Source organism: Enterobacter asburiae (assembly GCA_011754535.1).
In the GTDB taxonomy this organism is placed as follows: domain Bacteria; phylum Pseudomonadota; class Gammaproteobacteria; order Enterobacterales; family Enterobacteriaceae; genus Enterobacter; species Enterobacter cloacae_N.
This window is the reverse complement of record JAAQVN010000001.1, coordinates 4,788,608-4,803,033: the sequence shown is the minus strand read 5'-3', so window position 1 is coordinate 4,803,033 and position 14,426 is coordinate 4,788,608. Positions and strand designations below refer to the sequence as shown.

Genomic DNA, 14,426 nt, shown 5'->3' with positions numbered 1-14,426 from the left:
CAGCAAGGCGTCTTGCGATTGAGACTTCAGTGTCCCCTTCGTCTAGAGGCCCAGGACACCGCCCTTTCACGGCGGTAACAGGGGTTCGAATCCCCTAGGGGACGCCACTTGCTGGTTCGTGAGTGAAAGTCACCTGCCGTCATATCTCAAAACTGACTTACGAGTCATGTTTGAGATATTTGCTCTTTAAAAATCTGGATCAAGCTGAAAATTGAAACGACACACAGTTAATGTGTGTCCGAGTCTCTCAAATTTTCGCAATTTGATGATGAATCGAAAGAAACATCTTCGGGTTGTGAGGTTAAGCGACTAAGCGTACACGGTGGATGCCCTGGCAGTCAGAGGCGATGAAGGACGTGCTAATCTGCGAAAAGCGCCGGCGAGGTGATATGAACCTTTGACCCGGCGATGTCCGAATGGGGAAACCCAGTGTGATTCGTCACACTATCGTTAACTGAATACATAGGTTAACGAGGCGAACCGGGGGAACTGAAACATCTAAGTACCCCGAGGAAAAGAAATCAACCGAGATTCCCCCAGTAGCGGCGAGCGAACGGGGAGCAGCCCGGAGTCTGAATCAGCTTGTGTGTTAGTGGAAGCGTCTGGAAAGTCGCAGGGTACAGGGTGATACTCCCGTACACGAAAATGCACAGGCTGTGAACTCGAAGAGTAGGGCGGGACACGTGGTATCCTGTCTGAATATGGGGGGACCATCCTCCAAGGCTAAATACTCCTGACTGACCGATAGTGAACCAGTACCGTGAGGGAAAGGCGAAAAGAACCCCGGCGAGGGGAGTGAAAAAGAACCTGAAACCGTGTACGTACAAGCAGTGGGAGCACCTTCGTGGTGTGACTGCGTACCTTTTGTATAATGGGTCAGCGACTTATATTCTGTAGCAAGGTTAACCGTATAGGGGAGCCGAAGGGAAACCGAGTCTTAACTGGGCGTTAAGTTGCAGGGTATAGACCCGAAACCCGGTGATCTAGCCATGGGCAGGTTGAAGGTTGGGTAACACTAACTGGAGGACCGAACCGACTAATGTTGAAAAATTAGCGGATGACCTGTGGCTGGGGGTGAAAGGCCAATCAAACCGGGAGATAGCTGGTTCTCCCCGAAAGCTATTTAGGTAGCGCCTCGTGAACTCATCTTCGGGGGTAGAGCACTGTTTCGGCTAGGGGGCCATCCCGGCTTACCAACCCGATGCAAACTACGAATACCGAAGAATGTTATCACGGGAGACACACGGCGGGTGCTAACGTCCGTCGTGAAGAGGGAAACAACCCAGACCGCCAGCTAAGGTCCCAAAGTCATGGTTAAGTGGGAAACGATGTGGGAAGGCACAGACAGCCAGGATGTTGGCTTAGAAGCAGCCATCATTTAAAGAAAGCGTAATAGCTCACTGGTCGAGTCGGCCTGCGCGGAAGATGTAACGGGGCTAAACCATGCACCGAAGCTGCGGCAGCGACACTATGTGTTGTTGGGTAGGGGAGCGTTCTGTAAGCCGTCGAAGGTGGCCTGTGAGGGCTGCTGGAGGTATCAGAAGTGCGAATGCTGACATAAGTAACGATAAAGCGGGTGAAAAGCCCGCTCGCCGGAAGACCAAGGGTTCCTGTCCAACGTTAATCGGGGCAGGGTGAGTCGACCCCTAAGGCGAGGCCGAAAGGCGTAGTCGATGGGAAACAGGTTAATATTCCTGTACTTGGTGTTACTGCGAAGGGGGGACGGAGAAGGCTATGTCAGCCGGGCGACGGTTGTCCCGGTTTAAGCGTGTAGGTGTGTGTTCCAGGCAAATCCGGTTCACTTTAACACTGAGGCGTGATGACGAGGCACTACGGTGCTGAAGTGATAAATGCCCTGCTTCCAGGAAAAGCCTCTAAGCATCAGGTAACACGAAATCGTACCCCAAACCGACACAGGTGGTCAGGTAGAGAATACCAAGGCGCTTGAGAGAACTCGGGTGAAGGAACTAGGCAAAATGGTGCCGTAACTTCGGGAGAAGGCACGCTGATATGTAGGTGAAGCCCCTGCGGGTGGAGCTGAAATCAGTCGAAGATACCAGCTGGCTGCAACTGTTTATTAAAAACACAGCACTGTGCAAACACGAAAGTGGACGTATACGGTGTGACGCCTGCCCGGTGCCGGAAGGTTAATTGATGGGGTTAGCGGCAACGCGAAGCTCTTGATCGAAGCCCCGGTAAACGGCGGCCGTAACTATAACGGTCCTAAGGTAGCGAAATTCCTTGTCGGGTAAGTTCCGACCTGCACGAATGGCGTAATGATGGCCAGGCTGTCTCCACCCGAGACTCAGTGAAATTGAACTCGCTGTGAAGATGCAGTGTACCCGCGGCAAGACGGAAAGACCCCGTGAACCTTTACTATAGCTTGACACTGAACACTGGTCCTTGATGTGTAGGATAGGTGGGAGGCTTTGAAGCGTGGACGCCAGTCTGCGTGGAGCCGTCCTTGAAATACCACCCTTTAATGGCTGGTGTTCTAACGTGGACCCGTAATCCGGGTTGCGGACAGTGTCTGGTGGGTAGTTTGACTGGGGCGGTCTCCTCCCAAAGAGTAACGGAGGAGCACGAAGGTTAGCTAATCCTGGTCGGACATCAGGAGGTTAGTGCAATGGCATAAGCTAGCTTGACTGCGAGAGTGACGGCTCGAGCAGGTGCGAAAGCAGGTCATAGTGATCCGGTGGTTCTGAATGGAAGGGCCATCGCTCAACGGATAAAAGGTACTCCGGGGATAACAGGCTGATACCGCCCAAGAGTTCATATCGACGGCGGTGTTTGGCACCTCGATGTCGGCTCATCACATCCTGGGGCTGAAGTAGGTCCCAAGGGTATGGCTGTTCGCCATTTAAAGTGGTACGCGAGCTGGGTTTAGAACGTCGTGAGACAGTTCGGTCCCTATCTGCCGTGGGCGCTGGAGAATTGAGGGGGGCTGCTCCTAGTACGAGAGGACCGGAGTGGACGCATCACTGGTGTTCGGGTTGTCATGCCAATGGCACTGCCCGGTAGCTAAATGCGGAAGAGATAAGTGCTGAAAGCATCTAAGCACGAAACTTGCCCCGAGATGAGTTCTCCCTGAGACTTTAAGTCTCCTGAAGGAACGTTGAAGACGACGACGTTGATAGGTCGGGTGTGTAAGCGCAGCGATGCGTTGAGCTAACCGATACTAATGAACCGTGAGGCTTAACCTTACAACGCCGAAGGTGTTTTGGCGGAAGAGACAAACAATCAATATTCAGCCTGATACAGATTAACAGAATTTGCCTGGCGGCTTTAGCGCGGTGGTCCCACCTGACCCCATGCCGAACTCAGAAGTGAAACGCCGTAGCGCCGATGGTAGTGTGGGGTCTCCCCATGTGAGAGTAGGGAACTGCCAGGCATCAATTAAGTGAAGAGGCCATCCGCAAGGATGGCCTTTTTGCGTTTATGAACTACAACAAACGTAGGCCGGGTAAGGCGAAGCCTCCACCCGGCAAGTCAGACCGCACTCCACTTCACAACAAACTCTGCAATCCCATCCACATCATTCAAATTCAGTAACGGAACTTCAAGCGGCAATACAATATCACTGGCCACTGCAATCACATGCTCATCCAGCGTTAACTCGCTGAAATCATGCCCGGCATCGCTTCTGAACAGCAGGATCTTAGGTACGGCCTCATGCTTAAATCCCTCAACCAGCACCAGATCCAGCGTGGAATGATCCATCCGGCTGACCAGATACGCAAGATCCAGCGGTGCCTCATCCGGCGTTTCTGTCATCAACGCCCAGCGCTGGTTGCTTGCCACCATCGTTTGCGCCGCACCCGCTTTACGCAGTTCATAGCTATCTTTACCCGGCTTATCGACATCCATATTATGGTGCGTGTGTTTAATCAAGCCTGGACGGATGCCGCGGGCGCACAGCGCGGGTATCAGTTTTTTCAGCAGCGTAGTTTTTCCCGTACCGCTCCAGGCGGAGATTGCTAAAACAGGTGTCATCTCTTCTCCTGCATGGCCTGTAAATCTCCTGTCGTGTTCACATTCACGAAGCATGTTTTCATGTCGCTAAAATCAACAGCATGTCCGCCAACCTTGCGCATAAACACCATAACTCTTCGTTCACCGGCAGCCAGATAGCCGCTCATGTCCGGAATCAACGATCTGTTAACGAGCGCGATAGTTGGATGGTCGCGCTCGCCGTCATGCACCCAAACCACGGGCGATTCACCTCGCTGTTGCACCATTCGCTCTACCAGGCAAGTGGGTATAAATGGCGTATCACACGAACAAAAGAGAAACCACTCGCCCTGCGACTGCTGCATCACCGAAAGCATGCCGGCCAGTGGTCCCGGATAATCTGCGAGATTATCCTGATAAACGGGAAACCCGCTGCGTTGGTAAATATCAATATGGCGATTAGCGCTGAGCGCCATGGCCGATACCTGATTGACAAGCGTATCAGCGACGTGCTGCCATAAGGGCTTGCCATTCAGGCGCTGTAACCCCTTATCTTCTCCGCCCATTCGCGTCGCTCTGCCACCGGCCAGAACGACACCGATGATTTTCTGGCTCTCATTCACTAATATCGCCTCTTTTATTGTGGGATTGACCCTGCTAACGTGTCACTCTAAATGAAAGGAGCACCACCATGAAATGTAAACGTCTGAATGAAGTCATTGAACTCCTCCAGCCAGCCTGGCAAAAAGAGCCAGAGCTGAATCTGATGCAATTCTTACAAAAACTGGCGAAAGAGTCAGGTTTTGACGGCGATCTGGCAGACCTTTCTGACGACATCCTGATCTACCACCTCAAAATGCGCGACTCGGCCAAAGATGCTGTTATTCCTGGTATTCAGAAGGATTATGAGGAAGATTTTAAAACTGCGCTGCTGCGCGCCCGAGGCGTAATTAAAGAGTAAAAGCTTGTAAGCGGAGCCACCGAAATCGCCACAAGATGATATCCTGAATCATTCGTATAATTTCCGGATGATCGGATGAACGACCAGGCTTTTACTTTCCAGACACTACACCCGGATACCATTATGGATGCCCTGTTTGAACAGGGTATTCATGTGGATTCAGGGCTAACCCCGTTAAATAGCTACGAAAACCGCGTCTATCAATTTCAGGACGAGGATCGTCAGCGCTTCGTCGTAAAGTTCTATCGCCCTGAACGTTGGTCTGCACAGCAAATTCAGGAAGAGCACCAATTTGCTCACGATCTGCTGGGTGATGACGTCCCTGTTGCCGCGCCGATAAAGTTCAATAACCAAACGCTGCACACGCATGAAGGGTTTTACTACGCCGTATTCCCCAGTCTGGGTGGCCGCCAGTTTGAAGCGGATAATATCGATCAGATGGAGTGGGTTGCTCGCTATCTGGGACGCATTCATCAGACGGGACGTAAAACAGCGTTCACTGCCCGACCAACGCTCGGAGTTCAGGAATATCTCACCGAACCACGTCAGGTATTTGAAACGTCTGCGCTGATCCCCACTGCGCTAAAGGATAATTTCCTCAACGCCACCGATAAGCTTATTGCTGCGGTGAAAGCCTGCTGGCGTGATGATATTTCCGTTCTGCGCCTGCATGGCGATTGTCACGCCGGAAATATCCTCTGGCGCGATGGCCCGCTGTTTGTCGATCTCGACGATGCGCGCATGGGACCAGCGGTTCAGGATCTGTGGATGCTGCTCAATGGCGACAAAGCCGAGCAGCGCATGCAGCTTGAAACGATTATTGAAGCCTATGAAGAATTTAGCCCGTTTAATTCAGACGAAATTGCCCTGATTGAGCCTTTACGTTCTATGCGTTTTGTTTATTATCTCGCATGGTTAATCAGGCGTTGGGACGATCCCGCATTTCCCCGTAATTTCCCGTGGCTTACCGGAGAAGATTACTGGCGCAGCCAGATATCTACATTCACTCAGCAGGTTAAGGTTCTTCAGGAACCCCCTCTGCAATTAACGCCGATGTATTAATTGGACACACCCAGGAGAGAGTTAATCATGAAAAAAATTTGGCTGGCGCTGGCAGGTATGATTCTGGCATTTAGCGCTTCTGCTGCGCAGTTTACCGACGGTAAACAGTTCATCACGCTGGAAAAGCCGGTAGCTGGCGAGCCACAGGTTCTGGAATTCTTCTCGTTCTACTGCCCGCACTGCTATCAATTCGAAGAGGTGCTGCATGTTTCTGACAACGTGAAGAAAAAGCTGCCGGAAGGCACCAAAATGACCAAGTACCACGTTGAGTTCCTGGGCCCGTTGGGTAAAGACCTGACTCAGGCGTGGGCGGTTGCGATGGCGCTGGGCGTGGAAGATAAAATCACTGCTCCAATGTTCGAAGCCGTACAGAAAACTCAGACCGTTCAGACCACTGCGGATATCCGTAAAGTGTTCGTTGATGCCGGCGTGAAAGGTGAAGAGTACGACGCCGCGTGGAACAGCTTTGTGGTGAAATCTCTGGTGGCTCAGCAGGAAAAAGCGGCCGCGGACCTGCAGCTTCAGGGCGTTCCGGCGATGTTTGTTAACGGCAAATATCAGCTGAACATGCAGGGCATGGACACCAGCAGCATGGATATCTTTGTACAGCAGTATGCCGATACCGTGAAATACCTGGTTGAGAAGAAGTAATTTCGTTGATATGAAAACGCCGGTCACTGACCGGCGTTTTTGTATGAGGATTTAATGCTGTCTATCTGTTGGTCTTTCTCTTTCCAGAGCGTATTAAGCCACTGCTGGAAACCACGTTTGAAATTCTTATCGTTAACGTAGTCACCGTGTAGCTCGACATCGATCGGCACTAAATTCACCCGAACAACAATGCGCGTCAGCTTGCCGCTGAGCATATCGAAGAACGGCGTCCTGTCATTTTCCGGATAGCAGAGCGTAACGTTCAGAAGTTTATCGAACTGTGCACCCAGCACGTTAAGCGCCATCGCAATACCCGCCGCCTTTGGCGGGAGCAAATGCCGATAAGGAGAGCGAGTTTGTTGACGCTTCTCTTCCGTAAACCGGGAGCCTTCAACAAAGTTCACGATGGTTGTTGGATGCGCGCGAAACTTTTCACAGGAACGGCGCGTGGTCTCCACATCCTTACCGCGACGCTCCGGATGACGAATCAAATAGCTGCGCGAATAGCGTTTCATAAACGGCATATCGAGGGCCCAGCAGGCCAGCCCGATAAAAGGCACCCAGGCGAGCTGCTGCTTCAGGAAGTATTTGTTCATCGGGATATGTTTGCGGAAAAGCACGCATAACACCACGATGTCTGCCCAGCTGTGGTGATTGCAAATCAGCAGGTACCAGTTCTTTTTGTTCAGGCTCTCCAGCCCTTCGATATCCCACTTCAGATGCGGGTTCAGGCACAGCAGGATCGCCAGTCCTTCACACCAGCAATACATCATGAAATTACAAAACGCAGAGACGGATCGCCACACCGCAGGCACAGGCAGCAGCAGTTTAACGATCCCGGCGATAATGATCGGCACAGAACAGGCAATCGTCACCAGAATAGTTAAAATGATGCTTAGCGGTAATGTTATTGCAGCGAGCAATTTCGACATGATGAGCTTTTTCAGGTGGTTAGCTGTAGTGAAGCGGCCGATAATTCGGCGCTGGGCGCTGATTTTATCAGAAAAATGACAAAATAATGGCGCTTTCATGTCTTCAATTGACGGCTTTTCCCCTGACGCAGAAGATTTCTCTAATACTGTGCGCTATTCAGGACTTATATCCACATAGACTAAATTGTCATCATCAGGCTATTATCATACAGTGTTAGTGTTTAACAAACTGATATGTAATGATTTATTCTCAACGAATACCTGCATTTAGCACCTGTTTTTCATTTGAAGTGAAAATATTCACAAACTTATCCACAGTTTGAGTTTTGCGAGCGATCCTCACGATCGCAAAATCTTTTCCTGTATCGAACCTGAATAACTGATGTTTTCATCCTTCTGTGGCATCCTTTACGCATAAATTGATTAAAGGCACGGACATTATGGTTCAGATCCCAGAAAACCCACTTATTCTCGTCGACGGCTCTTCTTACCTGTATCGGGCGTACCATGCGTTTCCTCCTCTGACCAATAGCGCAGGGGAACCTACCGGCGCAATGTACGGCGTTCTGAACATGCTGCGCAGCCTGATCCTTCAGTATCAGCCCACCCATGCGGCTGTCGTTTTTGATGCGAAAGGTAAAACCTTCCGCGATGAGCTGTTTGAGCATTACAAATCCCATCGTCCGCCAATGCCTGACGATCTGCGTGCGCAGATTGAGCCGCTGCACGCCATGGTGAAAGCAATGGGCCTGCCGCTGCTGGCCGTCTCTGGCGTGGAAGCCGACGACGTCATCGGTACGCTGGCGCGTGAAGCGGAAAAAATGGGCCGTCCGGTACTGATCAGCACCGGCGATAAAGATATGGCCCAGCTGGTGACGCCAGGTATCACCCTGATAAACACCATGACCAACACCATTCTGGGGCCGGAAGAAGTGGTCACTAAGTATGGCGTGCCGCCAGAGCTCATTATCGACTTCCTCGCGTTGATGGGTGACTCCTCGGATAACATCCCTGGCGTCCCCGGCGTCGGTGAAAAAACCGCGCAGGCGCTGCTCCAGGGGCTGGGTGGTCTGGACGCGCTTTACGCGGAATCAGACAAAATCGCCAGCCTTTCCTTCCGTGGCGCAAAAACCATGGCCGGGAAGCTGGAAGAGAACAAAGAGGTGGCTTATCTCTCCTATAAGCTGGCAACGATTAAAACCGATGTGGAACTGGAGCTGGGCTGTGAGCAGCTGGAAGTGCAACAGCCTTCCGCTGACGACCTGCTGAGCCTGTTTAAGAAATACGAATTCAAGCGCTGGATCACTGACGTGGAAGCCGGTAAATGGCTGCAGGCAAAAGGGGCCAAACCAGCTGCGAAGCCGAAGGAGACGATTGTCGTTGATGCCGAAGAGCAGGCGGAAGAAGAAGCCGCAGCGCTTTCCTTCGACAACTACGAAACCGTTCTGGAAGAGTCACAGCTGATCGCCTGGATCGAGAAACTGAAAAAAGCGCCGGTCTTTGCCTTTGACACCGAGACTGACAGCCTCGACAACATCTCAGCCAATATGGTGGGATTGTCCTTCGCGACAGAGCCGGGTATTGCCGCCTACGTTCCTGTGGCGCACGACTACCTGGATGCGCCGGAGCAGATCTCCCGCGAGCGCGTGCTTGAGCTGCTGAAGCCGATTCTGGAAGATGAAAAGGCGCTCAAGGTCGGGCAAAACCTCAAGTACGACCGCGGTATTCTGCAGAACTACGGCATTGAACTGCGCGGGATTGCCTTCGACACTATGCTCGAATCTTACATTCTGGACAGCGTCGCGGGTCGTCATGATATGGATTCCTTATCTGACCGCTGGCTCAAGCACAAAACCATCACCTTTGAAGAGATTGCCGGTAAAGGGAAAAATCAGCTCACATTTAACCAGATCGCTCTTGAAGAAGCAGGGCGCTACGCGGCGGAAGACGCCGACGTCACGCTGCAGCTGCACCTGAAGATGTGGCCAAAACTGCAGAAGCATGAAGGTCCGCTGAACGTGTTCCAGCATATCGAGATGCCGCTGGTGCCCGTGCTGTCACGGATTGAACGTAACGGCGTGAAAATCGACCCAACGGTGCTGCATAACCACTCCGGGGAGCTGGCGCAGCGTCTGACCGAGCTTGAGCAGAAAGCGCACGATCTTGCAGGCGAGCCGTTTAACCTTTCTTCACCGAAGCAGCTGCAAACCATCCTGTTTGAAAAGCAGGGCATCAAGCCGCTGAAGAAAACCCCTGGCGGCGCACCGTCAACCTCAGAAGAGGTGCTGGAAGAGCTGGCGCTGGACTACCCGCTGCCAAAAGTGATTCTGGAGTACCGTGGTCTCGCGAAGCTTAAGTCTACCTACACGGATAAACTTCCGCTGATGATCAACCCGAAAACGGGTCGCGTGCACACGTCGTATCATCAGGCTGTCGCGGCCACGGGACGCCTCTCGTCAACCGATCCTAACCTGCAGAACATCCCGGTGCGTAATGAAGAAGGGCGCCGCATTCGTCAGGCTTTCATCGCCCCGGAGGATTACCTGATTGTCTCGGCTGACTACTCGCAAATCGAACTGCGCATTATGGCGCACCTGTCCCGTGACAAAGGTCTGCTGACGGCATTTGCGGAAGGGAAAGACATCCACCGTGCGACCGCGGCGGAGGTCTTTGGTTTGCCGCTGGAGAGCGTGACCAACGAACAGCGCCGCAGTGCAAAAGCAATCAACTTCGGTTTGATCTACGGCATGAGCGCGTTTGGTCTTTCTCGCCAGCTCAACATTCCGCGTAAAGAGTCGCAGAAGTATATGGATCTCTACTTCGAACGCTACCCGGGCGTGCTGGAATATATGGAACGTACCCGCGCGCAGGCGAAAGAGAAAGGTTACGTTGAAACCCTGGATGGCCGTCGTCTCTATCTCCCGGACATCAAATCCAGCAACGCGGCCCGCCGCGCTGGCGCAGAACGTGCGGCGATCAACGCCCCGATGCAGGGAACCGCAGCGGACATCATCAAGCGCGCCATGATTGCCGTGGATGCCTGGCTGGAGAAAGAGAAGCCGCGCGTGAAAATGATCATGCAGGTACACGATGAACTGGTGTTTGAAGTCCACAAAGACGATCTCGATACTGTGTCGAAAAAGATCCACGAACTCATGGAAAGCAGCATGACGCTAGACGTGCCGTTGCTGGTGGAAGTGGGAAGTGGTGAAAACTGGGATCAGGCTCACTAAAGGTTCAATGAATAACGCGCTTTTTATGTAAGTTAGCAACATAACAAAGCGCGTTTTGTGACGATCATTAGAATTCCCTATGTAAAGAATGAAAAAAAACTACAAAAAGTGCTTTTTCTACAGCAAAAAAAGGGGTAGAGTTATCGACGTAGGGTACAGAGGTAAGATGTTCTATCTTTCAGACCTTTTACTTCACGTAATCGGATTTGGCTGAATATTTTAGCCGCCCCAGTCAGTAATGACTGGGGCGTTTTTTATTGCGGCAAAGAAAAGTTCCGTCAAAAAAAAAGCGCGGACATTGCCGCGCTCGGTTTTACTCTGCTTCCGCTTCTGTTGCGGGTTCCAGCTCGTTAAACCAGCTATCGAGCTTCTGACGCAGTTTGTCAACGCCCTGTTTTTTCAGCGAAGAGAAGGGCTCTACCTGTACATCGCCATTAAAGGCCAGTACCGCTTCGCGAACCATATTCACCTGCGCTTTACGCGCGCCGCTTGCCAGCTTATCGGCTTTCGTCAGAAGCACCAGCACGGCAATATCGCTTGCTACGGCCCAGTCGATCATCTGCTGATCGAGATCTTTTAGCGGATGGCGAATGTCCATCAGCACCACCAGACCTTTCAGGCACATGCGTTTTTCCAGGTATTCGCCCAGCGCACGCTGCCATTTGATCTTCATCTCTTCTGGCACCTGCGCATAACCGTATCCCGGCAAGTCGACCAGGCGTTTGCCTTCAGCGACTTCAAAAAGGTTAATCAGCTGGGTACGGCCAGGTGTTTTTGAGGTACGCGCCAGGTTCTTCTGATTGGTCAGCGTATTCAGGGCGCTGGACTTCCCCGCGTTTGAGCGGCCAGCAAATGCCACTTCAATACCGGTATCAGAAGGCAGGTGGCGAATATCGGGCGCACTGGTGACAAAATGCGTCTGTTGGTAATTCCAGGTAGTCACGTGGTCGTCTCCAAAAATCGTAATCTGGGGGGATTATACCCGAATGCGGGCAAAAGGCTTTTCTCATTGCACGGTGCCTGCAGGTGAAAGCCCGAAGCGTTGTGAGAGATCGGCTAATGTTGCTATGGGAGATTTCAGAGAATTCGCAGGTGCCAAAAAAGCCAAACTGTTTTAAATCATAAGCTTATTTCCGGGTAATTGTCTGAAAATCTCTTTTTGTACCGTTTCGTTGCTTGTCAGTTTAAGCGAACAAGGTAAAGTATGCGTCAGGGCGAGGAAGCCAACAGGAATTCGACTTAAGGATTAGGGTCAGGAGCGCCAGGAGGCGAAGACGCAGGACAGTCAGGACGACCAGCGCCTGGAGGCGTTTTAACAGGAAATGGAACCATACACGGACGGTATCAGCCAAAGGATAAACAGGGTGTGTTGTTGGTAAACATGGAATGTCTGACCCGCTAAGGGTTGTGAGTCAGGAAAAAAGGCGACAGATTGCTCTGTCGCCTTTTTTCTTTGCTTGCTTTCTGCTAGATTTCGCCGCAATTCTATACTGAAGAAAACGACTTAAAGATAAAACATCATGAAAAAACCAACCTCCGCTGCGGGTGCTAAACGCCCTGCAAAAGCACGCCGCAAAACGCGCGAAGAACTGAACCAGGAAGCGCGCGATCGCAAACGCGATAAGAAACATCGTGGCCATGCTGCGGGTAGCCGTGCAAACGGCGGTGGTGCAGCGGGCGCTTCTGCAAAAAGCAAACAGCAGAAAGATCCTCGTATCGGCAGTAAAACTCACATTCCGCTGGGCGTGACAGACACCCCGGTCACTAAGCAGCACAAACCAAAGAGCGAGAAACCTATGCTTTCACCGCAGGCTGAGCTGGATATGCTGGAGAACGATGAGCGCCTGGACGCGCTGCTGGAACGTCTTGAAGAGGGTGAAACCCTGACCGCAGAAGAGCAGTCATGGGTGGATGCTAAACTGGACCGCATTGATGAGCTGATGCAGAAACTCGGTCTGTCTTACGATGACGAAGACGACGAAGAAGAAGACGAAAAGCAGGAAGATATGATGCGTCTTCTGAAAGGTGGAAACTAACATTTGCACCCGGCAGGCACGATAGTCCTGCTTATAACCCTTCCGGTTATATGTTATCTGGTGTGGTTATTCGTTAAACTACGGCGGTTGTCGCGGCGACAGAAGTGGCTGCGCACCCGAATGATGGCTCGCGATGGGGCCAGAACGGGCCGCCGTATACGAACGCGACACCAACGGAAGGAGTGAGCATGTCAGCACCAACTATCGACTGGGATTTGGCCCTAATCCAGAAGTATAACTATTCCGGGCCGCGTTACACGTCATACCCCACCGCGCTGGAGTTCTCCGATGCCTTCGGCGAGGCGGATTTTCAGCAGGCCGTCGCGCGCTATCCTGAGCGCCCGCTGTCGCTCTACGTCCATATTCCGTTCTGCCATAAGCTCTGCTACTTCTGCGGCTGCAATAAAATCGTGACCCGTCAGCAGCATAAGGCCGACCAATACCTGGATGCGCTCGAACAGGAAATTGTGCACCGCGCGCCGCTTTTTGCTGGCCGTCACGTCAGCCAGCTTCACTGGGGCGGCGGCACGCCAACCTATCTGAATAAGGCGCAAATAAGCCGTCTGATGACGCTGCTGCGCGGAAATTTCAATTTTAACGACGACGCCGAAATCTCGATCGAAGTCGATCCGCGTGAAATTGAGCTGAATGTCCTGGATCATTTACGCGCGGAAGGCTTCAACCGGCTGAGCATGGGCGTGCAGGATTTCAATAAAGAGGTCCAGCGTCTGGTGAACCGCGAGCAGGACGAAGAGTTTATCTTCGCCTTACTCAACCACGCACGTGACATCGGCTTTACCTCGACCAACATCGACCTGATTTACGGCCTGCCAAAGCAGACGCCGGAGAGCTTCGCCTTTACGCTGAAGCGCGTGGCTGAACTCAGCCCGGACCGCCTCAGCGTCTTTAACTACGCGCACCTGCCGACGCTATTCGCCGCTCAGCGCAAAATCAAAGATGCGGATCTGCCTTCTGCCCAGCAGAAGCTGGATATCCTGCAGGAAACCATCACCTCGCTGACCGAGAGCGGCTATCAGTTTATCGGCATGGATCACTTTGCCCGTCCGGACGACGAGCTGGCCATTGCCCAGCGCGAAGGGGTACTGCACCGCAACTTCCAGGGTTACACCACTCAGGGCGATACCGATCTGCTTGGCATGGGCGTCTCTGCCATCAGCATGATTGGTGACTGCTACGCGCAGAACCAGAAAGAGCTGAAGCTCTACTACCAGCAGGTAGATGAAACCGGCAACGCGCTGTGGCGCGGCATCGCGCTGACCCGTGACGACTGCATTCGTCGTGATGTGATTAAAGCGCTTATCTGCAACTTCCGTCTCGACTTTAGCGACGTGGAGGCACAGTGGGATCTGAAATTCAGCGATTATTTTGCACAAGACCTGGAGCTTCTTGCGCCGCTGGCGAAAGACGGGCTGGTGGATGTGTCGGAGAGTTCAATTGAGGTCACGCCGAAAGGGCGTCTGTTGATCCGTAACATCTGTATGTGCTTTGACGCGTATCTGCGCCAGAAAGCGCGACTGCAGCAGTTCTCGCGGGTGATTTAAATCGCAAAAGCACGAAACGTAGGCCGGGTAAGGCGAAG

10 protein-coding genes, 1 tRNA gene and 2 rRNA genes are annotated in these 14,426 nt (G+C 52.3%); 9 read left to right on the top strand and 4 right to left on the bottom strand.

Annotated features, from left to right (window positions below; genetic code table 11):
• The first annotated feature begins 31 nt into the window (after positions 1-31).
• The 3 genes from HBM95_22710 to rrf all read left to right on the top strand — a co-directional run bounded on the left by HBM95_22710 (position 32) and on the right by rrf (position 3,391).
• Positions 32-107: transfer RNA gene (locus HBM95_22710), tRNA-Glu, on the top strand.
• A gap of 183 nt (positions 108-290) precedes the next feature.
• Positions 291-3,221: ribosomal RNA gene (locus HBM95_22705) — 23S ribosomal RNA — on the top strand.
• A 54-nt stretch (positions 3,222-3,275) separates the two neighbouring features.
• Positions 3,276-3,391, top strand: a 5S ribosomal RNA gene (gene rrf / locus HBM95_22700).
• A gap of 98 nt (positions 3,392-3,489) precedes the next feature.
• Here the strand turns inward: rrf and mobB are convergent.
• Together mobB and mobA are read right to left on the bottom strand one after the other, a co-directional pair.
• The gene (gene mobB / locus HBM95_22695; protein NIH45706.1) at positions 3,490-3,993 is read right to left on the bottom strand and encodes a molybdopterin-guanine dinucleotide biosynthesis protein B; all 504 of its coding nucleotides are present in this window, start codon (positions 3,991-3,993) and stop codon (positions 3,490-3,492) included.
• The gene (gene mobA / locus HBM95_22690) at positions 3,990-4,574 is read right to left on the bottom strand and encodes a molybdenum cofactor guanylyltransferase MobA (protein NIH45705.1); all 585 of its coding nucleotides are present in this window, start codon (positions 4,572-4,574) and stop codon (positions 3,990-3,992) included. Before mobA ends, mobB begins: the two co-directional genes overlap by 4 nt.
• A 68-nt stretch (positions 4,575-4,642) precedes the next feature.
• On the opposite strand from mobA, the gene HBM95_22685 reads away from it, so the two are divergent.
• The 3 genes from HBM95_22685 to dsbA all read left to right on the top strand — a co-directional run bounded on the left by HBM95_22685 (position 4,643) and on the right by dsbA (position 6,625).
• Positions 4,643-4,912, top strand: a complete 270-nt coding sequence (locus tag HBM95_22685) for a YihD family protein (GenBank protein NIH45704.1) — start codon at positions 4,643-4,645, stop codon at positions 4,910-4,912.
• A gap of 75 nt (positions 4,913-4,987) precedes the next feature.
• Positions 4,988-5,974, top strand: a complete 987-nt coding sequence (locus tag HBM95_22680) for a serine/threonine protein kinase (protein NIH45703.1) — start codon at positions 4,988-4,990, stop codon at positions 5,972-5,974.
• 27 nt (positions 5,975-6,001) lie between these two features.
• Positions 6,002-6,625 carry a thiol:disulfide interchange protein DsbA gene (gene dsbA, locus HBM95_22675; GenBank protein NIH45702.1) on the top strand — a complete coding sequence of 208 codons (624 nt, stop codon included), beginning with the start codon at positions 6,002-6,004 and terminating at the stop codon, positions 6,623-6,625.
• A gap of 23 nt (positions 6,626-6,648) precedes the next feature.
• Here dsbA and HBM95_22670 read toward each other — a convergent pair whose 3' ends face one another.
• Entirely contained in the window at positions 6,649-7,557 is a 909-nt protein-coding gene (locus tag HBM95_22670) for an acyltransferase (protein NIH45701.1), read from the bottom strand.
• A 440-nt stretch (positions 7,558-7,997) separates the two neighbouring features.
• On the opposite strand from HBM95_22670, the gene polA reads away from it, so the two are divergent.
• A complete protein-coding gene (gene polA / locus HBM95_22665) occupies positions 7,998-10,790 on the top strand; it encodes a DNA polymerase I (GenBank protein NIH45700.1) in 2,793 nt (930 codons plus the stop codon).
• 313 nt (positions 10,791-11,103) lie between these two features.
• Here polA and HBM95_22660 read toward each other — a convergent pair whose 3' ends face one another.
• On the bottom strand, positions 11,104-11,733 hold the full coding sequence (locus tag HBM95_22660) for a YihA family ribosome biogenesis GTP-binding protein (GenBank protein ID NIH45699.1): 630 nt from the start codon (positions 11,731-11,733) through the stop codon (positions 11,104-11,106).
• Positions 11,734-12,310: 577 nt separating this feature from the next.
• Here HBM95_22660 and yihI point away from each other — a divergent pair.
• Positions 12,311-12,826, top strand: coding sequence for a Der GTPase-activating protein YihI (gene yihI, locus HBM95_22655; protein NIH45698.1), 516 nt, complete (start codon positions 12,311-12,313; stop codon positions 12,824-12,826).
• A 188-nt stretch (positions 12,827-13,014) separates the two neighbouring features.
• Positions 13,015-14,388: an oxygen-independent coproporphyrinogen III oxidase gene (gene hemN, locus HBM95_22650; GenBank protein NIH45697.1), complete on the top strand. Its 1,374-nt coding sequence runs from the start codon at positions 13,015-13,017 to the stop codon at positions 14,386-14,388.
• Positions 14,389-14,426 lie beyond the last annotated feature (38 nt).